Below are 24,935 nucleotides of genomic sequence, written 5' to 3'. Positions count from 1 at the left end.
CTGGGGACTCGTCATGGCCGTCGCCGTCATCATGATGCTCCCACCCATCATCATCTTCTCCGTCCTCAACCGCTTCTTCTCCGTCGGCGGCATCGGAGGATCCCTTGCCGGACGCTAAACCCACCACCGGACCCGCCCGGGCCCCGTCCGGCGGCACCCGTTTGGAAGTCGAATAGTGTCAACGCTCGGGCGCGGATTCGCGCCTTTTGACTTTCAAACGGAGTTTGCCCTTGGCCCGCCGGCAGTGTGAGACCGTGACGTCGACGAGCCGCAACGCGACACCGTTGCGGCTCAGGCCGACGTCGCGGCCACGGTGAGCGCCTTCAGGGCGCGATCCAGCGAGCCGCCGAGGCCGTAGCGGTCGCCAAGGGTGCGCACGGATGCCTCCGCGGTGGCATCCAGAGGGCGGATCGCGGCGTCCACCTCGGGCAGCGTCACGCGCTCGCCCACAGCGATGACGGGGACCGCGCGCTCCAGGTACTCCGACGCGGCGGCCAGCTTCGTCCTCACCCCGGCCGCCATCGCGGTGGACGCGTCGGTCGCCGCGGCGAGGATTCCGTCGAGATCGCCGAACTCTCGCAACAGGCCGGCCGCAGTCTTCTCCCCGATACCCGCAACTCCGGGCAGGCCATCGGACGGGTCGCCACGGAGAGCGGCGAACGCCGCGTACTGGCGGGGCGAGATGCCGTACTTGGCGTGAACGACGTCATCCGTCACGAGCTCGAGCTTGCTCATGCCCCGAGCGGTATAGATGATGCGCACGCCCGTCGCGTCATCCACGAGCTGGAAGAGGTCGCGGTCACCGGTGATGACGTCGACCGGCTGTGCCGAGCGCCGGGCCAGGCATCCGATCACGTCGTCTGCCTCTGCCTCCTCCGCACCGACGACCGGGATGCCCAGCGCGCCCAGCAACTCGCGGATGACCGGCACCTGCACAACCAGTCCAGCCGGCGTCTCCTCGACATCCACACCGCCGGGCACCGCCTGCTCGACGCGGTGCTGCTTGTACGTCGGGATCAGGTCGACCCGCCAACGGGGACGCCAGTCGTCGTCCCAACAGGCGACGATGTCCGTCGGCTCGAAGTCCGCGACCAGCCTGGCGATGATGTCGAGGAGCCCGCGAACGCCGTTGATCGGCATCCCGTCGGGCGAGGTCACGCTCTCGGGAACCCCGTAGAACGCGCGGAAGTACAGAGAAGCGGTGTCGAGCAGCATCAGTCGGCCGGCCATGCTGTCGATCCTCGCACTACCCGCCGTCGCTCGCCTCCCGTCCGCGCCTCCCGTCGCCCGCGTCCCCTCGCGGGACAGCCGGTCACGGGCCCGTGTGCACGGTCGTTGCTGTGTTTGAGTATCATTATCAATAAGCGTCGACGGAAGTCGGCGCCACACAACAACCCCCGACGCTCACCCGAGCTAGACAGGCACCAATCATGAAGCGCTCCGTCTTCGCCCTTCCCGTCGTGGCAGCTGCCGCCGCACTCGCCCTCGCGGGATGTTCCGCAGCAGGCGCCGACACTGCGTCATCCCACAGCACATCCGGCCCGATCGCGGTCGTCGCCTCCACGAACGTGTGGGGCGATATCGCCAAGGATGTCGGCGGCGACCGCGTCTCGGTCACCTCGATCATCGACGACCCCAACAAGGACCCGCACGACTACCAGGCCAGCGCGCGCAACCAGCTCGCCATCTCCGATGCGCAGCTCGTCGTCACCAACGGAGGCGGCTACGACGACTTCGTCACCACGATGGTGAAGGCTGCCGGCACATCGCCGACCGTGTTGAACGCCGCGACCATCTCCGGCTACGACCAGCACCCGTCGACCGGCGACTTCAACGAGCACCTCTGGTACGACTTCCCGACCGTCGACAAGGTTGCGCAAGAGCTCGCCGCCGCGTACTCCAAGGCGCGTCCGGCAGACGCGGCGACGTTCCATGCGAACGAGAAGAAGTTCGAGGCGTCGGTCGCGAAGCTTGCTGCGACCGAGGCGCAGCTGAAGCAGAAGTACGCGGGCAAGGGTGCGGCCATCACCGAGCCGGTGCCGCTCTACATGCTGAACGCGATCGGCCTCGACAACAAGACGCCGCAGAAGTTCAGCGAGGCGATCGAGAACGGCACGGATGTCGCACCTTCGGTCCTCGAGCAGACCCTCGGGCTCTTCTCATCGCACGCAGTCGCGCTGCTCGCCTACAACGAGCAGACCACCGGCCCGCAGACCCAGCAGGTGCTGACCGCAGCCAAGTCGGATGACGTGCCTGTCGTGCCCGTCACGGAGACTCTCCCGAGCGGCAAGACCTACCTGACCTGGATGGCCGCGAACCTCGACAACATCGGGGCCGCGCTCGCGAAATCGCAGTGAGCCTGAAGGGAGTGAGGCTGGTGCAGCGATGACTGCGACGGGAACGCGAGAGCGCGGAGGTGGCGTAGGGTCCGAAGTCGTGACGACATCCGCGCAGCCGACGGACGCGACGTCCGAGGTCGCAGACCCCAGCGTGCGCGCCGCGTCCCTCGAGACGGTCCTGCGCCTGCGTGATGCGACTCTCGGCTTCGCGAACCGGCCGCTCTGGTCCGGTCTCGACCTCGACGTGCACGCCGGTGAGTTCATCGCGGTGCTCGGTGCGAACGGATCGGGCAAGACGAGTCTTCTCAAGGTCATCCTCGGACAGCAGCGGCTGCTCTCCGGTTCGGTCGAGTTCGTGGGCGGGCCCGTGACGCGCGGCAATCGGCGCATCGGGTACATCCCCCAGCAGAAGCTCGCAGACGAGGACACCCCGCTGCGTGCCCGCGACCTCGTGGGCCTCGGGCTGGATGGGCATCGGTGGGGCATCCCGTGGCCGTCGAAGAAGCGGCGGCAGCGCATCGACGGACTGCTCGATGCGGTCGGTGCCACTCCTTATGCGAACGTTCCGATCGCAACGCTCTCCGGCGGTGAGCAGCAGCGGCTGAGGGTCGGTCAAGCGCTCGCCGGCGACCCTCGCCTGTTGCTCTGCGACGAGCCGCTGCTGTCCCTCGACCTCGCCCACCAGCGTGCGGTCAGCGAGCTCATCGACCGTCACCGCCGCGAACGCCAGCTCGGCGTGCTTTTCGTGACGCACGACGTGAACCCCGTGCTCGACCTCGTCGACCGCGTGCTGTACCTCGCCGGCGGACGGTTCCGCATCGGCACCCCCGACCAGGTGCTGCGCAGCGAGGTGCTCAGCGAGCTCTACGGCTCCCCCGTCGACGTGATCTGCACCCGGGGCCGCATCGTGGTGGTCGGCACCTCGGATGCCCCAGGTGCACACCCCGACGGGTCGCACGCCCACCACGACGAGCAACACGACCCGGGCCACGACGCCGAGTTCGTTCCCGACGCAACAGCGCCATTTGCGCTCAGCAGCGCCACTTCGGCTGGCGCAATCAAGCGCAAGTGGCGCGGTAGTGATGCCGTCGATGGTGCCGGGCGCGGTACTGACGACAGCGATGACGAGAAGGAGGAGCAGTGAACACCGTCGACTGGTGGTCGCAGATCTTCAACTTCACCGACTACGGGCAGCTCCTCGTGCTGTTGCGCAACTCGATCCTGGCGGGCGCCGTGCTCGGCATCGTGGGAGGCCTCATCGGGGTGTTCGTGATGTCGCGCGACATGGCCTTCGCGGTGCACGGCATCAGCGAGCTGTCATTCGCCGGGGCATCGGCCGGGCTGCTGTTCGGGGTCGGCGTCGTGCAGGGTTCGATCATCGGATCGCTGATCGCGGCCCTGCTCATCGGACTGCTCGGCTCCCGAGCACGAGAACGCAACTCGATCACGGCGGTGCTCATGCCGTTCGGGCTCGGGTTGGGCATTCTCTGCCTGGCCCTCTATCCAGGTCGCTCTGCGAACAAGTTCGGGCTGCTCACCGGTCAGATCGTCGCCATCGACAATCCGCAGGTCGGCGCGCTGCTGGTCATCTCGGCCATCGTACTGGTCGGCCTCGCGGTCGTGTGGCGTCCGCTGATCTTCGCGAGCGTGGATGCCGACGTCGCCTCGGCGCGCGGCGTTCCGACCCGCGCCTTGTCGATCGTCTTCATGCTGCTGCTCGGCCTCGCCGTCGCGGTGTCGGTGCAGATCGTCGGTGCGCTGCTGGTGCTCTCGGTGCTCGTCACCCCGTCGGCCGCGGCGCTCAAGGTGTCGTCCTCCCCGCTGTGGGTACCGTTGCTCGGCGTGATCTTCGGCGTGGTGTCGATGGTGGGCGGCATCATGCTGGCCCTCGGCGGCACGGTGCCGATCAGCCCCTACGTCACCACGATCTCGTTCCTGATCTACGTGGTGTGCCGCGTGATCGCGTGGGCTCGAAAGCGCCGTGGCATCAGCGGACGACGGATGCCCGCGCCGGCGCTCGCACCTCAGCACGCGCCGGCACCGGTGGAGGTGCCGTGATGAAACGAAACACCTGGCAGCGGGAGGCGGTGCGTGAGGCACTGGCATCCAACGACGGGTTCGTGAGCGCGCAGAGCCTGCACACCGGGCTCCGCGAACATGGATCGCCGATCGGACTCGCCACCGTCTATCGTGCGCTCGCCGACCTGGCGTCGGAGGGCGAGGCGGACTCGCTGCAGTCAGAGGGCGAGGCCCTCTATCGCGCGTGCTCCACCGGTCACCACCACCACCTGATCTGCAGGCGATGCGGAACGACGGTGGAGATCGCGGCGGATGACGTCGAGCAGTGGGCCCAGCGCGTGGCATCCGAGCACGGCTTCACCGATGCCCGCCACGTCGTCGACGTCTTCGGCCTCTGTGCTGCCTGCACGGCCGGCGCGTAGTCTTGCGCCCCCGTCCCCGCCGGGCCGATTTGAGCTGACGCGGCGCGTCGCGTAAACTATCTCTTCGTCTGTGCAGACTCCTCTGCGCAGTTCGCGCACACAATCCCCTCTTACGCGAAAGCGGCGTGCGATTGTGCGCGTCGACAAGAGATCTTGGGAGAGGCATCCGCCTCTCGGTATTGATGGAGGAACCAATGGCAGCAGTGTGCCAGGTGACGGGAGCCGTACCCGGCTTCGGTCACAACATCTCGCACTCGCACCGGCGTACCAAGCGTCGTTTCGACCCGAACGTTCAGAAGAAGACGTACTACGTGCCGTCGCTTCGCCGTAACGTCACCCTGAACGTGAGTGCCAAGGGCATCAAGGTGATCGACGCCCGTGGCATCGAGGCAGTGGTCAAGGACATCCTTGCCCGTGGGGAGAAGATCTGATGGCCAAGCAGCAGGACATCCGCCCGATCATCAAGCTCCGCTCGACGGCAGGCACCGGTTACACCTACGTGACCAAGAAGAACCGCCGCAACGACCCCGACCGTCTCGTGCTCAAGAAGTACGACCCCATTGTGCGCAAGCACGTCGAATTCCGCGAGGAGCGGTAAGCATGGCAAAGAAGAGCAAGATCGCGCGCAACAAGCAGCGCCAGGATGTCGTCGACCGCTACGCCGAGAAGCGCGTGGAGCTGAAGAAGGCCCTGATCAACCCGAACTCCACCGACGAGGAGCGCGAAGCCGCCCGCGTCGGTCTGCAGAAGCTGCCGCGCAACGCGTCGCCGGTGCGTCTGCGCAGCCGCGACGCCGTCGACGGTCGCCCCCGCGGCGTGCTGACCAAGTTTGGCATCTCGCGCGTGCGCTTCCGCGACATGGCCCACCGCGGTGAGCTTCCGGGCATCACGAAGTCGTCCTGGTAAGCCGGGAAGTCATTCGCCTAGAAAGGGCGTCGTCCTCTGGACGGCGCCCTTTCCGCATCCCCGGCCTGCAACCCGCGCGCCCGCCCATCCCTTTCTCCGCGAGCCACCACTCCTCGTCGAGCCACCCCCTTCTCGCCGAACCACCACCTTCTCGCCGAACCACCACCTTGTCCGCGCGGTTTCGGTGGTGGTTCGACGGCAGAGTGGTGGTTCGGCGAAGGTGGTGGCTCCGCGTGGGTGACGGGGCTGTGGGGCGTGGGTGACGGGGCTGTGCGCCATGGCGCCGCGCCGCACGGCGAGATGAAGCCCCCACCTGTGCATAACCCGCCCGAATCTGTGCATAACCCCGCCGAGAACGTCGTGTCGCATCGGGAACGGCCCGAGATCCGGTCGAAAAGCCCGGAAATCCGCGGAATTACGCGGCTGGATGGTACCGTGAGGGCGGTTTACGGGGCACTTCCGTGAACCGAAACCATGCGGCTCTAGCCGTGAACTTCAACACCAATCGCTGCTCAGCAGCAGAACGTCCGAGGAGGACACTCAATGGCTGACAAGTCGCTGAACAAGACCGAGCTCGTTGCAGCAGTCGCTGCGTCGACCGGTCAGAGCCAGGCCGCCGTGGGGGCTGTGGTCGACGCTTTCTTCGCGACCATCGCCGAGACCGTCGCAGGTGGGGGCAAGGTCACCATCCCGGGCTGGCTCGCCGCAGAGCGCACGTCGACGGCTGCTCGCACTGGTCGCAACCCGCAGACCGGCGCCGAGATCAAGATCCCGGCCGGTCACCGCGTCAAGCTGACCGCGGGCAGCAAGCTCAAGGCTTCCGTCAAGTAGTCTCAGCACCTCACGAAGAGGGGATGCCGGTTCGCCGGCACCCCCTCTTTCGCATTCCGGGCCGTCTTCGCGTTACGGGCGCCCTCTTCGCGTTCACGCGCGTCCTCCTTGCGAAACCAGTTCCTTCTTCGCGTTCACAGCGCCGACTGAGAGTTCGACCTCCACAGGCGTCGGCGGTCTCGCCGGACGTCAAGGAACGCGCGACTACTCTTGATGGGTGAGCAGAGTACAGCGCGTCGCGGGTCCCGTCGCGCTGGTGGTCTTCGCTCTCATCGCGATACTGGTCGCGCTGGCATACGGTGGCGGGGCGGCCGCTCCCGCCTTGCTCGACCCGGGGCCCGTCGTGCGCTGGGGACTCCCCATCGCGAACCTGTTCGTCAACCTCAGCGCGGCCGCCATGATCGGCGCACTCGTCTTCGCGTGCTTCGGCCTCAGCCCGAACGAGCCCGAATACGACAGGGCACTGGATGTCGCGGCAGCCTCGGCTGCGATCATGACCATCGTCAGTGCTATCACGGGCGTGCTGACGTACCTGAACGTGACCGGCTCTCCGCTCGCGTTCATCCAGTCGTTCAGCGACGGCATCAGTGAGTTCGCGACGCAGATCTCCATCGGACAGGTGTGGCTGGCGATCACGCTCATCGCCGCAGTCACCACCGTGCTCTGCTTCGCGGTGCGCAACCACACCGCGCTCGTCTTCGTCACGATCGTGGCCCTCTTCACCCTGCTGCCGATGGCGCTGAGCGGTCACGCGGCAGGCACCGCCGGCCACGATCAGGCGATCACCTCGCTCGGTCTGCACCTGATTTTCGCCTGCGTCTGGCTCGGCGGGCTGCTCACCCTCGTGCTCATCCGCAAGGCGCTCCACGGCGAACGTCTCGTCACCGTTCTCGAGCGCTATTCGACGTTGGCGATCATCTCGTTCGTCGTGGTCGCGTTCTCCGGCATCATCAATGCCGATCTGCGCATCGGCACCCTGCAGAACCTCTTCACCGCATACGGCGTGCTCGTGCTGGTGAAGACGCTGGCTCTCGTCGTGCTCGGCCTCTTCGGCATGTTCCAGCGCCGATACCTGATCGGCCGACTCGGCCGCACGGGCGGACGCCGATTCTTCTGGTGGATGGTCGCAGCCGAACTCGCCTTCATGGGCATCGCAGAGGGAGTCGCCGCCGCGCTCGCCCGCACGCCGACACCCATCGCCGACGTGCCGGTGTCCGCGCCGACGCCGGCGGAGGTGCTGACCGGCGAGCCTCTCCCCGCTCCGCTCACCCTCGCCAGATACATCTTCGGGGTGAACGTCGACCCGCTCTGGCTTATCGGATGCTGCTTCGCCATCTTCTTCTACCTCGCCGGCGTCGTTCGCCTTCACCGTCGTGGCGACAAGTGGCCGATCGGCCGCACGATCTCGTGGGTGGCGGGCATCCTGGCGCTGCTCTGGGTCACGAACGGCGGCATCAACGTCTACGAGAAGTACCTCTTCTCCAGCCACATGCTCGCCCACATGCTGCTCACCATGGCGGTGCCGTTGCTGCTCGTTCCGGGCGCACCCGTCACCCTCGCGCTGCGTGCGATCAAGAAGCGCACGGACGGGTCCCGTGGCGGACGCGAGTGGATCATGCTCATCGTGCACTCGAAGGTGGCCGCCTTCCTCACGCATCCGATCACGGCGGCAGTTCTGTTCGCCGGGTCGCTCTGGGTGTTCTATTACTCCCCGCTGTTCAGTTGGGCGACCACCGACCACATCGGGCACGAATGGATGATCATCCATTTCTTGATCGTCGGATACCTCTTCGTGCAGTCGCTGATCGGCATCGATCCCGTGCCGTACCGGTTCCCGTATCCGCTGCGGCTCGTGCTGCTGCTCGGCACGATGGCGTTCCACGCCTTCTTCGGGCTCTCGATCCTCACCACCAACGGGCTCTTTCTCGCGAACTGGTTCGGCGCCATGGGCCGAACGTGGGGAGCCACCCCGCTCGGCGACCAGCAGCTGGCCGGCGGCATCGCCTGGAGCATCGGCGAGATCCCTACCGTGGTACTCGCGATCATCGTCGCCGTGCAGTGGAGCCGCAGCGACGCGAAGGAGACCAAGCGCCGAGACCGCAAGGCGGATCGCGACGGTGAAGCCGACCTGATGGCGTACAACGCGATGCTGCAGCGCATGGCCTCCAGCGATCCCGACGATCGAGCCGCGCCGTCGCGCGAGCAGACCGATGGCGCGACTCCTCGATCGAAACCGGATGTCGCGAAGGAGCCCCAGCGTTGAGCGCTCTCACCCTGACCGCGGAGCAGTCCGCCGTGTTCGACGCGATCGAGCACACCAGGGACCACGTGTTCGTGACGGGGCGAGCGGGCACCGGAAAGTCCACGCTGCTGAACCACCTGAGCTGGAACACCGAGAAGCAGCTCGTGATCAGCGCTCCGACCGGTGTGGCCGCGCTCAATGTCGGCGGGCAGACCATCCACTCGTTGCTGCGTCTGCCGATCGGCGTGATCGCCGACCACGACCTCGACCAGCCGCGCGAGCTCGTCACCCTGCTGAACTCCATCGACACGCTCGTGATCGACGAGGTCTCGATGGTGAACGCCGACCTGATGGATGCCATCGACCGCGCCCTGCGCCAGGCGAGGCAGCGCAAGCTCGAGCCGTTCGGCGGCGTGCAGATCGTGCTGTTCGGCGATCCGTACCAGCTCGCGCCGGTTCCCGGCGACTCCGAAGAGCGTGCGTACTTCGCCGACCACTACCGTTCGATGTGGTTCTTCGACGCGAAGGTCTGGGAGCAGACAACGCTGCGCAGGTTCGAGCTCAGCGAGATCCACCGTCAGCGCGAGCTGGACTTCAAGCTCATGCTCAACGCGGTGCGGCACGGACGGGTCACCAAGGAGATCGCCGACCGACTGAACGGCATGGGCGCTCGTCCGGCACCGGATGACGGAACCATCACCCTCGCCACGCGCAACGACTCCGTGAATCGCATCAACGCCTCCGCACTGGCCAAGCTGCCAGGCCGCGCCCTCACCGCGAAGGCAGAGGTCAACGGTGACTTCGGCGCCCGCAACTACCCGGCCGACGAGACCCTGGAGCTCAAGGTGGGAGCGCAGGTGATGTTCCTGCGCAACGACACCGGCCAGGGCGGAGACGGTCCTAGATGGGTGAACGGCACCATCGGCACGGTCGTGCGCATCGACTCGACGGTGTTCGTGGATGTCGACGGCGACGTTCATGAGGTCGATCCGGCGGTCTGGGAGCGCTACAGGTACACCTACAACCCGCTGACGAAGAAGCTCACCAAAGACATCGCGGCAGACTTCACGCAGTTCCCGCTGCGGCTGGCGTGGGCGGTCACCATCCACAAGTCGCAGGGCAAGACCTACGACAGGGCGATCGTCGACCTCGGCGCGCGGGCATTCAGCCCCGGCCAGACCTATGTCGCGCTGAGCAGGCTCACCTCGCTCGAGGGCCTTTACCTGACCCGACCGCTGCGGCCCAGTGACGTGCTCGTCGACCGCGACGTCGACCGCTTCATGAGCAACCGCGAGGCCTGACCTTCATCGGATGCCGCGCTGTGGTCGCACATGTGGTCCGACCACAGCGCCATGCGTGTCATCACAATGGATGATTTCTCGACGGACGTTGCCGTCTCGTTACCGTTCGCTGCCTGTCAGCGGCGCGGGCGCGCTTAGAGTGAAGAGGAGGACCGGGGGGACCGTTGGGGGAATGCCATGTCGTGGCCTAGGGGGCGCAGCCGCACACTGAGGCTGATCGTCGCTGCCTCCGCCATGGCCGTCGCGACGGCACTTGCGCTCTCGGGGTGCACCCAGGGCGGTGACGCGTCGTCGACGCCGTCGCAGACATCCAACACGCTTCCCTCCGCCGAATCGAACTCGATCAAGGCGGCCGTCACCGACGCCATGAAGCTCGTCGGTGCACCTGGCGCGATCGTGGGCGTGTGGGCGCCATGGGCAGGCGACTACGAGGCGGGCCTCGGAACCACGACCCTCAAGGGCAAGGAGCCCGTGACCCCGAACATGCCGTGGCGCGTCGGCTCGGTGACCAAGTCGATGACCTGCACCGTGCTGCTCTCGCTCGTGCAGAAGGGCGAGGTCGCGCTCAACGATCCCGTCTCGAAGTACCTGCCCCGAGTGGTCGGAATCGACGGGCTCACCCTCGGCCAGCTCTGCCAGAACACCTCGGGCCTCGGCGACTACATGCACGCGCTCGGCCCGCAGTTCGTCGACAACCCGCAGCGTCCGTACGTGCCGATGGAACTTCTCTCCGACGGAATGGGCGAGCCCCGTGCCGGCGCCCCCGGCGAGCGCTGGGCGTATTCGAACACCGGGTACATCCTGCTCGGCATGGCGCTGCAGGCCGCGACCGGCCAGGACTGGCAGTCGCTGTACAACAGCGAGGTCTTCGGTCCGCTCGGCATGTCGTCGTCGAGTCTGCCGAGCGGAACGAGCATCCCTGGCTCGGCCCTGCACGGCTACGCCACCTCGCTGGACGCCGTCACCGGGGCTTCCCAGTGCGGAACCGTGATGGATGACACACAGCTCGCCCCGAGCGCGACGTGGACGGCCTCCGGCGTGGTCTCCTCGCTCTCCGACCTGAAGACGTTCGCGCAGTCGTTCGCGTCGGCGTCCCTGCTGAACGGCGACGCGAAGAAGGCGGCGTGGACGACGGTGCCGGTAGCGTCCGATGCCGCGACATGGCAGACCTACGGAATGGGCGGCATCCAACTCGGCCCGATGCGCGGACACGACGGAGCGGTCCCCGGCTTCATCACGTCGATGCTCAGCGACCCCGCGTCCGGCCTCACGGTCGTCGTGATGCTCAACAACTCGACCTCGGGCGCCGACTACGCACAGGCGCTGGCGATGCGGATCGCCGCAATCGCCGCCGCGTTCAAGCCCGCTGCCGGTCAGAAGGCGCCGACCATCAAGCTTCCCTGGACCGCTGACGCCGCCGCCGCGACAGTTGATCGACTCGCGGTGTGTCGTGCGGCCGGTACCAAGCCCACAACGGCAGCGGGCCCCGCCGGTTACCACTCGCTGCCTTCCAACTAGGTCGATCGGCGAGCGTGACCGCACCTGCCGGGCGGTCATAGGCTCTACCCATGCCGATCGTTCCGGAGACCAAGAGCTGGACCTGGGTGCTCGAGCGCCCCTGCCCCGAGTGCGGGTTCGATGCGAGCACGGTTGCGTTCGCCGACATCCCTGCGCTCACCAGGGAGAACATCGTCGCCTGGCCGCCGGTGCTCGAGCGGGACGACGTGCGGGTGCGGCCCGACGACAGCACCTGGTCCCCGCTGGAGTACGCCGCCCATGTTCGCGACGTGTTCCGAGTGATGGCCGGTCGGCTTCGTCTGATGCTCGACGAGGATGACCCCGAGTTCGAGAACTGGGACCAGGACGCCACCGCCGTCGCCGAGCGCTACGACGAGCAGAACCCCGCCGAGGTCGCGTTCGATCTGCAGGAGGCCGGCCTCGCGATCGCGGACGAGTTCGAGCGCGTGCCCGACACGGAGCTCGGTCGCAGCGGCCGTCGTAGCGACGGATCAGTCTTCACCGTCGAGACGCTCGCCAAGTACTACATCCACGACCCGGTGCACCACCTCTGGGACGTCACCCACTGACGGGTCGGTCACGTCACGTCCCGTCTATTGCGCCACTTGCGCTCTATTCGGCCACTCTTGCTGGCGCAATAGAGCGCACATGGCGCGGTAGCGGGCTGGATCAGCCGCAGAGCGGGACGCCGGGAGACGTCAGGATGACCGAGCGATTCTGCTCGGCGAGGGCATCAGAGTACTTGCCCGAGGCATCCGTCTCGGTCTTGAACCCGCACCACTCGTGACCGACGCCTGCCGTGGCGAGCAGTGACGCGGAGACGCCGAGGGTCACGAGTGCTTGCTTGACGGCATCCGCCCGCGATTTCGACAGCACGAGATCGGCCGTGTTGGTGGTCGCCTGGTCCTTCGACGCGGTGCCGGTGATGGTGATCAGCTGGCCGTTCTGCTCGATGGACGGCACGAGTCCCGCCAGCACCTGCTGCGCCTTCGACGGGTCGGAGAACGTCGCGGTGTTCTTCACGAACAGCAGATCGCTGTCGCGCACCACGATCGGCTTCGACCAGTTCGTGTTCGTCGCTGTCGCGGGCACCGGAACGGCGGTCACAGCTGGCAAGCCGGGTGCGGCCGAACCCGACGCCGTCTCGGGAAGCACGGAGAGGGTGCCGCCCGCGGCCGTGATGATCGCCGCCCAGATGGCCTGGAGGTTGCTGCGGGCGGTGATCGTCAGTGGTTGCTGGTCGCCTGCGACATCTCCGAGCCCCGACCAGTACACGGTCACCCCGGAGAGGTCGGTGGGCAGCTCGCCCTTGGACTTCAGATCGGCGACGACCTGCGACGGGTCGGCGGTGAGCAGCCCGGTCACCGCGAAGTTCAGCGGGTCGACGGTCTGCAGGCCACTCCCGGCCACCATCACGCCCATCGAGTTCTTGCCGAGGCTCTTGGCTGCCTGGTCGATGGAGTCGAGGAAGTCGACCTCGCCGTTGGATGCCTTCAGTCCGTTGATGTAGCTCGTCACCTGGGTGAGCTTGTTGCCCTGGTCGCTGCGGCAGACGATCGCGTCGTTGGCGGTGGATCCGAGCAGCGTGGTTCCCATCGCCTGAGGCTTGCCAGACGGGATGACGATGGTGACGCTGCCGTTCGTCTCTCCCGCGGCCTTCAACTGGGCGGTCGCCGAGGCGGGCAGCTGGGTGGCAGGAGCGTTCGCCGTGCTGCCGGCGACGACGCCGATGTTCCTCTTGTCGGATTGGCTGCACGGACCGGTGCTCGACGACGAGGAGCATGCCGCGAGTGCCGCAGCCACCAGGCCGGCTGCGACGATGGGTGCGACGATGCGGAGTGGGGAGCGCACAGGGTTGTTGTCCTCTCGGTGACGGGGAGCGACGGGGACGGGCAGTAGAGGGGGCGTCGACTCGGGATCAGTCGGCGGAGCCTGCCGGGGCGGCCGTCGGCGCGGGCGTGAGGTTCTCGCGTGGTTCGCGGCGCAGCTGCAGCTCGTGGATGATCTGGCTGGTGCCCTGCGGATCGCGCTGCCGTTGGGCGAGCTTCACAGCGAGTCGCGCGCGAAGCTGCTCGAGGTCGTAGCGCAACGTCTCCTGAGCCAGCGCGTAGCGTTCGACATCGGCCGGTTCCTGCGCGGCCTGCTGAGCGATGGCATCCGCCGCCTTGAGCTGCTCGGCGAGCAGCCGGTCGCGATACCGGCGCAGCTGCGCGACACGACGCCAGCCGCGCTCGACGGCGGTGACCAGCGGGCGGGTCGTGAGCCACGCGGTGACAAAGCTCAGGGCGCCGGAGGTGACGAGCACGCCGAGCATGAGGAACGCCATGATCGTGTCGGGCGCGGTCCAGGAGAAGCCGACGGCAGTCGTCTGCTGCTGGCCCACGAGTCCGGTGAGGCCGCCGGCGTTCTGCGCGTCGAGTCCCGCCTTGATGCGGGCGAGGGTGATGACGAGCAGGATGGCAACCCACAGGATGCCCAGCCCGATCACCACGCTGACCCAACCGCGCGTGGTGATGCCGCTCTCGATGCGTCGCACGAGCACGGCCACGATGTGCGGGATCGTCACGATCGCGGCCGAGATGCCCGCCGTGATGATGTACATCATCGTGCCGATCGAGCCGTACTGACTGTCGTTGCGCAGCAACAGTGTGAGCGTCTGGGACAGCAGGTAGTAGTCGACGGCGATCATGCCGATCAGCAGCACGTAGACGAACACGTGCGTGACGGGCGAGAGCCGGCCGAGCCGGGGTCCGCTGCTCGGCGGCTTCATGACGATGTCGCGTGCCATGGTCATCCCCCTACGCGTAGCTGTGGAACTTCGGGTCGCGATCGGCGAGCTTGCGCTCGAGCATCGCGGCGTCCGCCTCTGCCTTGACGAGATCGGCGTGTGCGGCGTTCAGGGCGCCGTTCACGAGCTCGACCCTGGCGCGGGCGATGGTCTGCAGCGACTCGATGGTCGAGGCGTGCCTGGTGCGCTGTCGCGCGAGATCGGAGAGGCCGGCGTTCTCGAACGCCGAGATCTCGTGCTCGAACACGTCGAGCGTCTCCACGTCGAGCGAACGCCTCATGCGCCAAAGACGCCAGCGCAGCCTGCGAGAGAGTCGCCGCACCTTGGGCAACGTGTACTCGACGGCCTCGAGGCCGAACGCGTCGTGCGTATCGACCACCGCGACCACGGCGCCCTGTCGATTGCGTGCCGCCATGTTTCCCTCCCTGCTTTCCCGGTCGCATCTGCGACCCGGCCCCCTTGACCCGTGGCGAGACGCGCCGCGGCTCATCAAGCTTGCTGGCTGCTCCCTGCCGTTTGCTGAACGATAGATGGGCGTCGGCTATGGCTGACGCGGCGAACCCGCCTGTGGGCCGGCGTCGAGCGCCGCACCGCCGAAGATGTCGCTACCGTGCCAGAGCTCGAGGGCGCGGTAGTTGTCGTCCACCGTCAGCCACGTTGGACGCTGCAGCGCCGGCGGCCGATCGCTGATGTTCTCCGCTGCCGGATGCTTCCGACGCAGGGTGCCCCAGTACAGAGCGACCTTCTCGTCCGAGTAGTCGAAGTAGCGGCGAGCCCGCAGCCTCGCGACGGTGAAGCGCGTGTGGATGATCGCCTTGAGGTGGTCCGATCGGCGAAGGTCTCGTTGGATGCGCCGCTCCAGACGACGAATGTCTTCGTGTGCCGGACTGGTGTCATCCTGCGCAGCGGTCGCCGCCGCCCGTTCGAGGGCGCTGGTGCGATCCACGTACTCGCGCTGCTCGCGCGCGACGGTCTCGGAGAGCGCCTCGTACTCGACCCACTGGCTGCGCACGTCGGTGAGGAAGCGCTGCGCCTCCCGCTGGGTGTAGGTCGCGGCGTGCGCTTGCAGCACCTGCACGGTCGGGGTCGGCTCGCCGACCGGCTCCGCCTCGTAGGCTGCCCGTGGAACTCCGGCGCGGGCATCCCGCTTGGCGAGGCGGTTCAGGTGGGCTCGAGTGAACACGCCGACGCGGAGCGGCGAGCGGGGCGAGCGCGGCGGGCGAAGAGCGCGGGCGTCGGACACAGGGGTCCTCCTTACGGATTCGAGGAGTAACACAGTAGGGCGCTCTTCCGACAGTCCGCCTTGAACGGGATGTGCGAAAGGTTCCCTGTCCAGGCCTTCGCGCGCGTCATAAAGTGTGACCATGACCACGGGAATGCCCGCGAGCCCCGCGCCCAAAGCACGTCGTCGGCACAAGCCGCCGACCGAGCTGATCGTGATCGTCGTGTTCACGTATGTGGCGGGATTCCTCTCCATCGGGGTGGGTCTGCTGTTCATCCTGCTGCGGTACGTGGCCGACATTCCGAGCCTCGGCGGGCAGTTCGGGGTGACGCTGATCGGCGCCGGCGTGATCCTGCTCGGGCTGTTCATCCTCGCGCTCGCGTCGGCACTGAGCCGCGGCAAGCACTACGCGCGCGTGCTGCTGACGATCGTGCTCGGAATCGAACTGCTGCTCGCCGTCGCGTCGCTCATCGTCGACGCGGACTATGTCTGGCCCGAGGTGCTGCTCATCGTCGTGAGCGTGCTGATCATCCTTGCGCTGTGGCTCGGGCGTCCCCGCCAGTACTTCGCGCACGTGAGCGAGCGCGAGGCCGAGGCGCGCAAGACCGGGTTGTGAGCTGGGTCGGGTTGTGAGCAGGTCCGCCGGCCGCGCGTTGTGCGAGGATCAGTAGTCGCCGGTGCCCCCGTGGCGGCGCACATAGCGACGGTGGATGAACCGCACGATCTCGATGCCGACGATGGACACGAACGAGATCCCGATCACGAGCAGCGTGTCGGTCAGCGAGGGGTCGACGAGACCTAGGAACTCGCGGATGATCGGCACCGCGTAGACCAGCACGAGGCCCAGCATCATGGCGCCGATGATCACGATCTTCCAACCGTCGATCGGACGTGACAGCACGACGAGAACCCACAGCCCGACGATCGTGAGGATGAGGGTCGCGCCGGTGCGCAGCTCGTCCTGCGGGATGCCGGCCCCGGTCGCCGCCGCCGAGTACCACCACAGCATCAGGCCGATGATCACGCCGGCCGGGATGGCGAAGCTCAGCGACCGCCGCAGGAACCCGGGGATGTACCGCCGGTTGTTCGGCATGAGCGCGAGGAAGAAGGCAGGGATGCCGATCGTGAGGCCGTCGATCACGGAGAGCTGACGAGGCAGGAACGGGAACTGCATGATCGTGACGCCGAAGATTACCGCGAGCACTGTGGCGTAGGCGGTCTTGGTGAGGAACAGCATGGAGACGCGCTCGATGTTCGCGATCACCTGCCTGCCCTCGGCGACCACGCCTGGCAGGTGCTCGAACTTGCCGTCGAGCAGCACGATGCGGGCGACCGCCTTCGTCGCCGCGGAGCCGGACTCCATGGCGATGCCGATGTCGGCCTCCTTGATGGCCAGCGCGTCGTTCACGCCATCGCCGGTCATCGCCACGGTGTGACCCCGCGACTTGAGCGCCTGCACGATCCCCTTCTTCTGATCCGGGGTGACGCGTCCGAAGACCGTGTGCTGCTCGAGCAGCTCGGCGAGGGCGGCCGGGTCGTCGGGCAGTTCGCGTGCGTCGAACCCGCTCTCGACATCCAGTCCTACCTCGCGGGCGATCGCAGCGACGGTCTGCGGGTTGTCGCCAGAGATGACCTTGACGTCGACGCCCTGCGACGCGAAGTAGCCGAGCGCTTCGCCTGCGTCGGACCGCACCTGCTCGCGGAAGGTGAGGAGCGTGACGGCGTGCAGCTCGTCGGGCAGCGACTCGGCCTCGAGTTCGTCGTGGCCGAGGGTGTGGCGCGAGTGACCGAGCACGAGTGTACGGCGACCGGTTGCCGCGAGCTCCGCTGATCGCGCGTGGAGCCAGTGGTGATCCCCGCTGGGGAACACCATCTCGGGGCCGCCGAGCACCCAGGTGCCGCGGGCTGCGTCGTCGAACGACACAGCGCTCCACTTGCGGGCGGAGGAGAAGGGGATGCGCGCGACGGGCTCGAGGGCACCGCCGGTCTCGTATGCGGCGGCGAGGCACCGCGCTGTGGCGTTGGCGTCGGGTTCGGCGCCGTACCAGGCGAGGGCGTCGCGCCAGCCGGAAGGGGCGTCATCCACCACAGGATGTGCCGCGTCGAACACGATCTCGCCCTCGGTGAGGGTGCCCGTCTTGTCGAGGCAGATCACGTCGACCCGCGCCAGGCCCTCGACCGCCGGCAGCTCCTGCACCAGCACCTGGCGAGCGGCGAGCTTCACTGCACCGACGGCGAAGGCGATGCTCGTCATCAGCACGAGTCCGAGCGGGATCATCGCGATGACGGCTGCGATAGCGTTGACGGCAGCTTGCCGCCACTGGCCGCTCTGGATCGCCTCCGGCCAGCCGCCGAAGACGAACATCTGGGCGTTGAGCACGAGGAGCGCGACCGGTCCGATGATGTAGGCCTGGAACTTCAGCACCTGGTTCACCGAGCGACGAAGCTCGCTCGAGACCAGTGAGAAGCGCTTCGCCTCGCTGGCCAGCTTGTTGGCGAACGAGTCAGCGCCGACGCGGATGACCCGCGCTGCCCCCTCGCCGCCGACGACGATCGAGCCGCTGAGGGTCTCATCGAGAGGCTGTTTGTCCACGGCATCCGATTCGCCGGTGAGCATCGACTCGTCCACCTGCAGCCGCGACGACGAGAGCACGAGGCCATCCGCCGCGATCTGGTCGCCGGCACGCAGGATCAGAATGTCGTCGAGCACCACCTCGGAGACCGGTACCTCGTGCATCGTCCCGTCGCGCAGCACCCGCGCGTTCGGCGCGTGCAGCAGGGCCAGCTTGTCGAGGGCGGCCTTGGCGCGGAACTCCTGCACCGACCCGATGATCGTGTTCGCGATGGCGCTCAGGCCGAAGAGGGCGTCCTGCCACCTGCCGAGCACGAGCAGCACAGTGAAGCACGCCACGATGATGCCGTTGAACAGCGTGAAGACGTTGGCGCGGATGATGCTCCACGCCGAACGGCTCGTCGGGTCGGTGTAGGCGTTGGTCTTGCCGGCGGCGACGCGGTCGGCGACCTCGGTTTCGGTGAGGCCGTGGAGCACGTCATGCGTGTCCGTCATCCTCGATCGCGTCCCCCGTTTCGCGCCGACACCGCGGCAGAGAATGGATGCCGTCGCGCACGTCGACCGCGATTTGGAGCCTACTGGACGCCGGTGCCGAACCGGTGGGTTCGCTGACGGGTTCGCGGGTGCGTCGCGGTGCCGGATGGGGCGAGTGGAGCCGATGACGGGAATCGAACCCGCGCTGTCTGCTTGGGAAGCAGAAGTTCTGCCATTGAACTACATCGGCGAAGCCTTGAAAACACTGGGATCGTGGCTCTAGCGAAGCCTTGGTTCCCACATAGCTATGGCGTCCTTGTTACAGGAGCCACAGCCATCTTACGGGTATCCAAGGTCCGCGCCCGGCGTCAGGATACCCGCGGGCTCGTCGAGCTCAGGTAGAGCAAGGTCGAGTTCGGATTCTAAGGAGAGGTTTCAACTCCCGCCGTGCCGCCGGCGAGCATGTTGCAACAGCGGATCCGTGTGGCCGCCGGAGTGGAGTGGTACGATATTGCGTACCACTTGAGGAGGTAGTCGTGTCAGCGATCACAGCGTCGGAAGCCCGCAAGAGCCTGTTCGGTCTCATCCAGCAGGTCAACGACGACCACACCGCCGTCGAGGTCGTCTCACGACATGGCAACGCCGTCATCCTGTCGAAGGACGATTACGACGCGATGACTGAGACCGCGTACCTGCTGCGCAACTCCACCGGAGCCCAGCGGCTCGTCGAGGCGATCGAGCGCGCCCGTCGGGGCGAGTTCGAGCAGCACGATCTGCTCGACGCGTGAGCCGCAGTCTCGCGTTCGACCGCAATGGGTGGGAGGACTACCTCTACTGGCAGACCCAGGACCGCAAAACGCTGAAGCGAATAAACCAGCTCATCACCGACGTCCTACGCGACCCCTTCACGGGCATCGGCAAGCCCGAACCCCTCAAACACATCCTGACCGGTGCATGGTCACGTCGAATCGATGACGCAAACCGCCTCGTCTACTACGTCACCGACGAGCACATCATCATCCTGCAAGCACGGGACCACTACTAACCCGACGCTCACCCCACAGGAGAACGCAAGCGGATCGCCTATCGCGCGTTGACTTTGTGCCCTACCACGAGCCTTACAAGGCCGCTGCCGACCCCACCACAATCAACTTGCCGCCTTGGTTTCGCCCGGGCCGCCCCGGTGAGGTGCCTCCCGGGGCTCATCCTCGGTCACCAAGAAGGTGACGGCGTTGGCGCGACAGGTGGCGCGGGGTGTAGCTCAGGACGCGGTCGCCACCGGCGAGGGAGGGCTGCGACACTCGCCCTCGCTGTAACGTCGGCCGCTCCGCCCTGGGCGATCATGATGGTCGACGCGGCGCGCTGCTCCGGGCTTGCTTCGTCGGCGACAGCCTCTGAGCGTCCGCATGCGAGATGATGCGGGGGTGGATGAATCCGCTTCGATGCGGTTGACCGTCGCGCTGCCGGCGGCCGAGGTGGACGTGTCGGCCGAGTTGCATCTCCAGGCTGACCCCTGGGCCGCGATCGGCGTTGCGCACGGCGCCGGGACGCGCATGGAAAGTCCGTCCCTCGTCGGCTTCGCCGGGGCGTGCGCGAGTCTTGGCCTTGCCGTCCTGCGCTTCAACTTCCCCTACTCCGAGGCGGGCAGGCGAGTGCCGGGCCCCGCTTCCCACGCGATCGTGACATGGGCTGCGGTCGACGAGTTCCTGCGCGATCAGATCCCGGGCGTCCCGATCGTCGCCTGCGGCCGCTCGTACGGCGGGCGTATGGCGTCGATGGCCGCGTCCGAAGGCGTCATCGCCCCTGATGCGCTCGTCTACCTCGGCTACCCCCTTCATCCGCCCGGCCGGCCGGAGAATCCGCGTGTCGAGCACCTGCCTGCGATCGCCGCACCGCAGCTCTTCCTCTCCGGGGAGACCGACCCGTTCGTCGCCCCGCACGAACAGCTCACGGACGCGGTCGCGACGTGCCAGGACGCCACACTGGAGTGGATACCGGGCGACCATGGCTTCGTCGTCAAGGGCGCCAAGCAGCCTGCGGCCGAGATCGGTGCGGGGTTGGCGGCACGGACCGTCGCCTTCCTGCGCGCCCGCCTCGGTGCGTCGGCCAGTACGCCTGACCGGAGTTGATGGGCACTGTGCGGTCAACCCTCACTACTTTGTGAGATGTGCACATGTGATCGCTGCCCCGAGCAGTAGTTGAACATGTCTCCAGTGGACGCGGCAGCAGTGGATCGAGTGGCGGCTCTCGCAGGCGCCCCAATAGGAATGGTCGCTTAGCCAGGCAGATTCACTGCCCCATGACGAGATGGTCCGCGGCATGGTGAGCGTGAACTTCGCTGCCCCAAAGTGCCGTGTCGCGCTCGCGCGCGCTGTTCGAGCCGATAACAGCGATGCAGCGACCAAAGACGAAGAATCAGTTCGCGCCCGTCCGCACCTGGCCCTGCTGCAATACACAATGTTCGCCCAGCCCGTTTCGCCAGTGCCGACTCAGCTGGCTGCTGAGCTGCTTCTGAATGGGGGCGGGGAACGACGTCTGCAGATCCGTCGGGCGAGGTGCTGCCTGGGCGCGCGCGAATGCCCCGGGCGCTACGTTGGCTGTCGTGGTGGAACGGGACATGGTGTTGTTGCCTGGCGGCACATTCCGGATGGGGTCGGAGAAGTTCTACGCCGACGAGCGCCCGATGCACGAGCGTGAGGTCGTTTCGTTCTGGGTCGATCGCTACGAGGTGACGAATGAGGACTATGCCGAGTTCGTCGACGACACGGGGTACGTCACGGTCGCGGAGCGCGAGCTCGATCCGGCGAAGTTCCCCGGTGCTGATCCAGCGGACCTGGTTCCGGGGTCCATGGTCTTCACGCCCACCTCGGGCCCGGTCGATCTGCGTGATTGGCGCAATTGGTGGCGCTGGCAGCCGGGGGCTTTTTGGCGCAAGCCGTTCGGGCCGGGGTCCTCGTTGGAGGGGCGGATGCAGCATCCGGTCGTCCACGTCGCGTACGAGGACGTCTCCGCGTATGCCGCGTGGGCCGGGGCGCGCCTTCCGACCGAGGCCGAGTTCGAGTACGCCGCTCGTGGTGGACTCATCGGTAAGGATTTCGCATGGGGTGACGAGCCGTATCCTGGCGGCGCGGCGATGGCTAACTCCTGGCTGGGCCACTTTCCCTACGACAACCAAGGAGTGGGCAGCACGGCGGACGTCGGATCGTATCCGGCCAACGGGTTCGGTCTTTTCGACATGACCGGCAACGTGTGGGAGTGGACGAGCGACTTCTACACCCCGCGTCATCTCAGGTTGTCGGACAAGCCGGTGAATGCCGGGAAGCGAGAGAACCTGCTTGCCGTGGCCAGCGCGCAAGAGGGATTTCCCGACATCCCGCGCCGTGTGCTCAAGGGCGGGTCGCACCTGTGCTCACCGGAGTACTGCCTGCGGTTCCGTCCCGCGGCACGTTCGCCTCAGGCTGAGGACACCGGGATGTCGCATATCGGGTTCCGCTGCGTGCGAGACCACTGACCGAGGGGCCCTTCCAGTGCCGGTAGAGAGCCGGCTACCGATGATTCCTACGAATGGCGACCTGTCGCCCCGCGCGGGTGATCTGCCGGCGTCCAGGCCTGGTCGAACGCTGGCCTGCCTAGACTTCGAGCATGGTTCGACGGTGAGCACCGTCGAGGGGTGCGGTCGACAGGGGGACTGTGATGCCGAACGGCAAGCCGAACATTCTGGTCATCTGGGGGGACGATATCGGGATCTCCAACCTGTCCTGCTACAGCGACGGGTTGATGGGGTACCGAACGCCGAACATCGACCGCATCGCGAACGAGGGCATCCGGTTCACGGATTCCTACGGTGAGCAGAGCTGTACCGCAGGGCGTTCTTCGTTCATCACGGGTCAGAGCGTGTTCCGGACCGGTCTGAGCAAGGTCGGTGTGCCGGGCGCTGACATCGGGCTCAGTGCCCAGGACCCGACGATCGCGGAGCTTCTGAAGCCGTTGGGGTACGCGACAGGCCAGTTCGGCAAGAACCACTTGGGCGATAAGAACGAGTTCCTGCCGACGGTGCACGGGTTCGATGAGTTCTACGGCAACCTCTATCACCTGAATGCCGAGGAGGAGCCGGAGTGGCCGAACTGGCCGTCGCAAGAGGACTTTCCCGAGTTCAACGCGATGGCCCGTCCGCGGGGTGTGATCCACTCCTGGGCGACCGATGAGGACGACCCAACGGTCGATGGTCGGTACGGGCCGCGAGGAAAGCAACGCATCGAGGACACCGGGGCGTTGACGAAGAAGCGCATGGAGACCGTCGATGAGGACTTCGCCGAGGCAGCACAGGACTTCATCGGCCGCGCAGTCGATGCGGACACGCCCTTCTTCGTGTGGATGAACACGACGCACATGCACTTCCGCACCCACACCAAACCGGAAAGCATCGGTCAGGCCGGGCGGTGGCAGTCCAACTACCACGACACGATGATCGACCATGACAAGGTCGTGGGCTCACTGCTGGACCAACTCGATGAGCTCGGGATCGCCGAGGACACGATCGTGATCTACTCCACCGACAACGGGCCGCACATGAACACCTGGCCGGATGGCGGCATGACCCCGTTCCGCAGTGAGAAGGACACCAACTGGGAAGGTGCCTTCCGGGTGCCTGAAATGATCAGATGGCCGGGCCACATCGAGGCGGGAAGCATCTCGAATGAGATCGTTCAGCACCACGACTGGCTGCCGACGTTTCTCGCCGCAGCCGGTGACACGACCACCGTCGAGGAGCTGAAGTCAACGAAGACGATCGGCGACAAGAACTACAAGGTGCATATCGACGGGTACAACCTGTTGCCCTACCTGACCGGAGAGGTCGCCGAAAGCCCTCGCAAGGGAATGGTGTACTTCTCCGACGATGGCGACGTGCTGGCGCTGCGATTCGACAACTGGAAAGTCGTGTTCATGGAGCAACGTGTCAAAGGGACGCTGCAGATCTGGATGGAACCGTTCGTCCCGCTCCGCGTTCCCAAGCTGTTCAATCTGCGCACCGATCCGTTTGAGCGCGCGGATCAAACGTCGAACACCTACTTCGAGTGGGTCCTTGAGAACGATTACCTGATCCTGGCCGCCACCACGGTGGTCAGCCGCTTTCTCGCCACCTTCGCCGAGTTCCCACCACGACAAAAAGCAGCGACTTTCAGCATCGACCAAGCCGTCGAGAAACTTCAGTCCTTCCTGGCCGGAAAGGACTGAACGACATAGCCCGCACAATGTCCTCGTCATCGAGCGCCGCACATTTCGCCAACCGGCCCGACGAGGTGGCGGGCCGTCCCAGGCCGCACGTGAGGGCCCCGTGGTCAGGGACGTGGATGCGCGGCGAAGAAGGCCATGATCTCCGGCGCCGCATCGAACCCCTGGGCGTCGGCCAAGGGGATCTGATGGTCCATACCGTCGATGGTGACAACCTCGACGTTTCGACCATCCGCGCAGTCTGCGATCGAGCGGTGGATGCTCCCGCTCTGCGTCACTGTTGGTGGTCCGCAGTCGTCGGACTTGCGCCACGGCGCGTCCGACTCGGGGTCGAACGCCACGTCACCGTCGGTCAGTCCGTGAATATGCAGCACCGACGCCGCGGCGGGATGGTCGCAGGTGGTCTCCACATCACCGGACATCGGCGCGATCGCGGCGAACAGCTTCGCCTCGCAGCCGAGCCGGTACGTCATCATCGCCCCGTTGGAGAATCCGGTGGCGTAGACCCGTTTCGGGTCGATTCTCGTACGCGCCTCGACCTGCTTGACGACCGAGGTGAGGAATGCGACGTCGTCGGTACCGTTGTCTGCCGCGTCGCCGCAACAGCCACCGGCATCCCATGAGCCGTCGAACCCGTCGGGGTAGACGGCGACGAACCCATCTTTGTCCACGAGCGGATCGAAGCCGTAGCCCATCGCCAACGCGCCGTTTCCGGGGTACTCGTGCAGGACCAACACCAGCGGCGCAGGCACGACGAGATGATCCGGCACGTGGACGGTCACCAGCCGGCCGCCCTTCATGGTGAGGGCGTGGATCCCGGGCTTGAGCGGCGGTGCGGCGGGAGCGGGCGCCGAGCATCCGGCGAGCACACTGCTGAAGAGCAGGATCATCAGCACGGCGGCGACCGCACGCAGCTTCGCAGGCATCACTGAACTCCACTCTCAGGCGTTGGTTCGGGCCTAATCGTGGAGTGCCCGAAGAGCCGCGTCAAGCATTGGCTGCCCGGGCGCCGTGGACTCGTGGAGGGTGTGACGCCAGGCATGATCGTGCTCGGCACATCGAGTAGGGA

Annotated in this window: 25 protein-coding genes, 1 tRNA gene and 1 pseudogene; 19 read left to right on the top strand and 8 right to left on the bottom strand. The window is 66.6% G+C overall.

Features of this window, described 5'->3' with window-relative positions:
- A pseudogene (locus tag ACYVDN_RS13145) lies at positions 1-118 on the top strand (carbohydrate ABC transporter permease); the annotation flags it as partial.
- A 173-nt stretch (positions 119-291) separates the two neighbouring features.
- Here ACYVDN_RS13145 and ACYVDN_RS13140 read toward each other — a convergent pair.
- On the bottom strand, positions 292-1,230 hold the full coding sequence (locus tag ACYVDN_RS13140) for a 5'-3' exonuclease (RefSeq protein WP_460572161.1): 939 nt from the start codon (positions 1,228-1,230) through the stop codon (positions 292-294).
- A gap of 200 nt (positions 1,231-1,430) precedes the next feature.
- Here ACYVDN_RS13140 and ACYVDN_RS13135 point away from each other — a divergent pair, with 200 nt between their 5' ends.
- The 12 genes from ACYVDN_RS13135 to ACYVDN_RS13080 all read left to right on the top strand — a co-directional run bounded on the left by ACYVDN_RS13135 (position 1,431) and on the right by ACYVDN_RS13080 (position 12,147).
- Complete coding sequence (locus tag ACYVDN_RS13135) at positions 1,431-2,357, top strand: TroA family protein (RefSeq protein WP_460572159.1); 927 nt, start codon at positions 1,431-1,433, stop codon at positions 2,355-2,357.
- 28 nt (positions 2,358-2,385) lie between these two features.
- Complete coding sequence (locus tag ACYVDN_RS13130) at positions 2,386-3,483, top strand: metal ABC transporter ATP-binding protein (protein ID WP_460572157.1); 1,098 nt, start codon at positions 2,386-2,388, stop codon at positions 3,481-3,483.
- On the top strand, positions 3,480-4,397 hold the full coding sequence (locus tag ACYVDN_RS13125; protein WP_460572155.1) for a metal ABC transporter permease: 918 nt from the start codon (positions 3,480-3,482) through the stop codon (positions 4,395-4,397). The genes ACYVDN_RS13130 and ACYVDN_RS13125 overlap by 4 nt, the downstream gene beginning before the upstream one ends.
- A complete protein-coding gene (locus ACYVDN_RS13120; RefSeq protein WP_460572153.1) occupies positions 4,397-4,780 on the top strand; it encodes a Fur family transcriptional regulator in 384 nt (127 codons plus the stop codon). The genes ACYVDN_RS13125 and ACYVDN_RS13120 overlap by 1 nt, the downstream gene beginning before the upstream one ends.
- Positions 4,781-4,974: 194 nt before the next feature.
- A complete protein-coding gene (gene rpmB, locus ACYVDN_RS13115) occupies positions 4,975-5,211 on the top strand; it encodes a 50S ribosomal protein L28 (protein ID WP_210895839.1) in 237 nt (78 codons plus the stop codon).
- A complete protein-coding gene (gene rpmG, locus ACYVDN_RS13110; protein WP_146321261.1) occupies positions 5,211-5,378 on the top strand; it encodes a 50S ribosomal protein L33 in 168 nt (55 codons plus the stop codon). Before rpmB ends, rpmG begins: the two co-directional genes overlap by 1 nt.
- A 2-nt stretch (positions 5,379-5,380) precedes the next feature.
- Entirely contained in the window at positions 5,381-5,686 is a 306-nt protein-coding gene (gene rpsN / locus ACYVDN_RS13105; RefSeq protein WP_460572151.1) for an uS14 family ribosomal protein, read from the top strand.
- Positions 5,687-6,229: 543 nt separating this feature from the next.
- On the top strand, positions 6,230-6,517 hold the full coding sequence (locus ACYVDN_RS13100) for an HU family DNA-binding protein (protein ID WP_146321257.1): 288 nt from the start codon (positions 6,230-6,232) through the stop codon (positions 6,515-6,517).
- Between the two features lie 217 nt (positions 6,518-6,734).
- On the top strand, positions 6,735-8,780 hold the full coding sequence (locus ACYVDN_RS13095) for a cytochrome c oxidase assembly protein (RefSeq protein ID WP_460572149.1): 2,046 nt from the start codon (positions 6,735-6,737) through the stop codon (positions 8,778-8,780).
- Positions 8,777-10,060 (top strand): ATP-dependent DNA helicase, encoded by a 1,284-nt coding sequence (locus ACYVDN_RS13090; RefSeq protein WP_460572147.1) that lies wholly within the window; start codon positions 8,777-8,779, stop codon positions 10,058-10,060. Before ACYVDN_RS13095 ends, ACYVDN_RS13090 begins: the two co-directional genes overlap by 4 nt.
- A 177-nt stretch (positions 10,061-10,237) precedes the next feature.
- Positions 10,238-11,578, top strand: a complete 1,341-nt coding sequence (locus ACYVDN_RS13085; protein WP_460572145.1) for a serine hydrolase domain-containing protein — start codon at positions 10,238-10,240, stop codon at positions 11,576-11,578.
- A 50-nt stretch (positions 11,579-11,628) separates the two neighbouring features.
- Positions 11,629-12,147, top strand: a complete 519-nt coding sequence (locus tag ACYVDN_RS13080) for a DinB family protein (protein WP_460572143.1) — start codon at positions 11,629-11,631, stop codon at positions 12,145-12,147.
- Positions 12,148-12,247: 100 nt separating this feature from the next.
- Here the strand turns inward: ACYVDN_RS13080 and ACYVDN_RS13075 are convergent, their stop codons facing one another.
- The 4 genes from ACYVDN_RS13075 to ACYVDN_RS13060 form a co-directional block, all read right to left on the bottom strand.
- Positions 12,248-13,429: an OmpA family protein gene (locus ACYVDN_RS13075; RefSeq protein ID WP_460572141.1), complete on the bottom strand. Its 1,182-nt coding sequence runs from the start codon at positions 13,427-13,429 to the stop codon at positions 12,248-12,250.
- Positions 13,430-13,496: 67 nt separating this feature from the next.
- Entirely contained in the window at positions 13,497-14,366 is an 870-nt protein-coding gene (locus ACYVDN_RS13070) for a hypothetical protein (RefSeq protein WP_460572139.1), read from the bottom strand.
- Positions 14,367-14,376: 10 nt separating this feature from the next.
- Entirely contained in the window at positions 14,377-14,781 is a 405-nt protein-coding gene (locus ACYVDN_RS13065; RefSeq protein ID WP_460572137.1) for a hypothetical protein, read from the bottom strand.
- A 126-nt stretch (positions 14,782-14,907) separates the two neighbouring features.
- Positions 14,908-15,609: a hypothetical protein gene (locus ACYVDN_RS13060; protein ID WP_460572135.1), complete on the bottom strand. Its 702-nt coding sequence runs from the start codon at positions 15,607-15,609 to the stop codon at positions 14,908-14,910.
- A gap of 121 nt (positions 15,610-15,730) precedes the next feature.
- Between ACYVDN_RS13060 and ACYVDN_RS13055 the strand changes: the two genes are divergently transcribed.
- Positions 15,731-16,204: a hypothetical protein gene (locus ACYVDN_RS13055; protein WP_460572133.1), complete on the top strand. Its 474-nt coding sequence runs from the start codon at positions 15,731-15,733 to the stop codon at positions 16,202-16,204.
- 48 nt (positions 16,205-16,252) lie between these two features.
- On the opposite strand, the gene ACYVDN_RS13050 is transcribed toward ACYVDN_RS13055, so the two are convergent.
- Positions 16,253-18,655, bottom strand: a complete 2,403-nt coding sequence (locus ACYVDN_RS13050; RefSeq protein ID WP_460572131.1) for a cation-translocating P-type ATPase — start codon at positions 18,653-18,655, stop codon at positions 16,253-16,255.
- Between the two features lie 155 nt (positions 18,656-18,810).
- A tRNA-Gly gene (locus tag ACYVDN_RS13045) sits at positions 18,811-18,884 on the bottom strand.
- Positions 18,885-19,170: 286 nt separating this feature from the next.
- On the opposite strand from ACYVDN_RS13045, the gene ACYVDN_RS13040 reads away from it, so the two are divergent.
- The 5 genes from ACYVDN_RS13040 (at position 19,171) to ACYVDN_RS13020 (ending at position 23,869) form a co-directional block, all read left to right on the top strand.
- Positions 19,171-19,422, top strand: a complete 252-nt coding sequence (locus ACYVDN_RS13040) for a type II toxin-antitoxin system Phd/YefM family antitoxin (RefSeq protein WP_460572129.1) — start codon at positions 19,171-19,173, stop codon at positions 19,420-19,422.
- On the top strand, positions 19,419-19,679 hold the full coding sequence (locus tag ACYVDN_RS13035) for a type II toxin-antitoxin system YoeB family toxin (RefSeq protein ID WP_460572127.1): 261 nt from the start codon (positions 19,419-19,421) through the stop codon (positions 19,677-19,679). The genes ACYVDN_RS13040 and ACYVDN_RS13035 overlap by 4 nt, the downstream gene beginning before the upstream one ends.
- 379 nt (positions 19,680-20,058) lie before the next feature.
- Positions 20,059-20,763, top strand: a complete 705-nt coding sequence (locus ACYVDN_RS13030; RefSeq protein WP_460572125.1) for an alpha/beta hydrolase family protein — start codon at positions 20,059-20,061, stop codon at positions 20,761-20,763.
- A 488-nt stretch (positions 20,764-21,251) separates the two neighbouring features.
- Positions 21,252-22,145, top strand: a complete 894-nt coding sequence (locus ACYVDN_RS13025) for a formylglycine-generating enzyme family protein (protein WP_460572346.1) — start codon at positions 21,252-21,254, stop codon at positions 22,143-22,145.
- Between the two features lie 182 nt (positions 22,146-22,327).
- On the top strand, positions 22,328-23,869 hold the full coding sequence (locus ACYVDN_RS13020) for an arylsulfatase (protein WP_460572123.1): 1,542 nt from the start codon (positions 22,328-22,330) through the stop codon (positions 23,867-23,869).
- 104 nt (positions 23,870-23,973) lie between these two features.
- On the opposite strand, the gene ACYVDN_RS13015 is transcribed toward ACYVDN_RS13020, so the two are convergent.
- Complete coding sequence (locus ACYVDN_RS13015) at positions 23,974-24,792, bottom strand: CE1 family esterase (RefSeq protein ID WP_460572121.1); 819 nt, start codon at positions 24,790-24,792, stop codon at positions 23,974-23,976.
- Positions 24,793-24,935: the final 143 nt, after the last annotated feature.

This window comes from Humibacter soli, assembly GCF_054779035.1.
The sequence above is the reverse complement of the archived record's forward strand: the minus strand, read 5'-3'. Positions and strand labels throughout refer to the sequence as shown.

Coding starts and splice junctions, on each gene's coding strand:
- ACYVDN_RS13135 (WP_460572159.1), top strand. CDS start 1,431: ATGAAGCGCTCCGTCTTCGCCCTTCCCGTCGTGGCAGCTGCCGCCGCA.
- ACYVDN_RS13020 (WP_460572123.1), top strand. CDS start 22,328: ATGCCGAACGGCAAGCCGAACATTCTGGTCATCTGGGGGGACGATATC.
- rpsN (WP_460572151.1), top strand. CDS start 5,381: ATGGCAAAGAAGAGCAAGATCGCGCGCAACAAGCAGCGCCAGGATGTC.
- rpmG (WP_146321261.1), top strand. CDS start 5,211: ATGGCCAAGCAGCAGGACATCCGCCCGATCATCAAGCTCCGCTCGACG.
- ACYVDN_RS13085 (WP_460572145.1), top strand. CDS start 10,238: ATGTCGTGGCCTAGGGGGCGCAGCCGCACACTGAGGCTGATCGTCGCT.
- ACYVDN_RS13140 (WP_460572161.1), bottom strand. CDS start 1,230: ATGGCCGGCCGACTGATGCTGCTCGACACCGCTTCTCTGTACTTCCGC.
- ACYVDN_RS13025 (WP_460572346.1), top strand. CDS start 21,252: ATGGTGTTGTTGCCTGGCGGCACATTCCGGATGGGGTCGGAGAAGTTC.
- ACYVDN_RS13015 (WP_460572121.1), bottom strand. CDS start 24,792: ATGCCTGCGAAGCTGCGTGCGGTCGCCGCCGTGCTGATGATCCTGCTC.
- ACYVDN_RS13130 (WP_460572157.1), top strand. CDS start 2,386: ATGACTGCGACGGGAACGCGAGAGCGCGGAGGTGGCGTAGGGTCCGAA.
- ACYVDN_RS13065 (WP_460572137.1), bottom strand. CDS start 14,781: ATGGCGGCACGCAATCGACAGGGCGCCGTGGTCGCGGTGGTCGATACG.
- ACYVDN_RS13120 (WP_460572153.1), top strand. CDS start 4,397: ATGAAACGAAACACCTGGCAGCGGGAGGCGGTGCGTGAGGCACTGGCA.
- ACYVDN_RS13055 (WP_460572133.1), top strand. CDS start 15,731: ATGACCACGGGAATGCCCGCGAGCCCCGCGCCCAAAGCACGTCGTCGG.
- ACYVDN_RS13070 (WP_460572139.1), bottom strand. CDS start 14,366: ATGGCACGCGACATCGTCATGAAGCCGCCGAGCAGCGGACCCCGGCTC.
- rpmB (WP_210895839.1), top strand. CDS start 4,975: ATGGCAGCAGTGTGCCAGGTGACGGGAGCCGTACCCGGCTTCGGTCAC.
- ACYVDN_RS13100 (WP_146321257.1), top strand. CDS start 6,230: ATGGCTGACAAGTCGCTGAACAAGACCGAGCTCGTTGCAGCAGTCGCT.
- ACYVDN_RS13050 (WP_460572131.1), bottom strand. CDS start 18,655: ATGACGGACACGCATGACGTGCTCCACGGCCTCACCGAAACCGAGGTC.
- ACYVDN_RS13080 (WP_460572143.1), top strand. CDS start 11,629: ATGCCGATCGTTCCGGAGACCAAGAGCTGGACCTGGGTGCTCGAGCGC.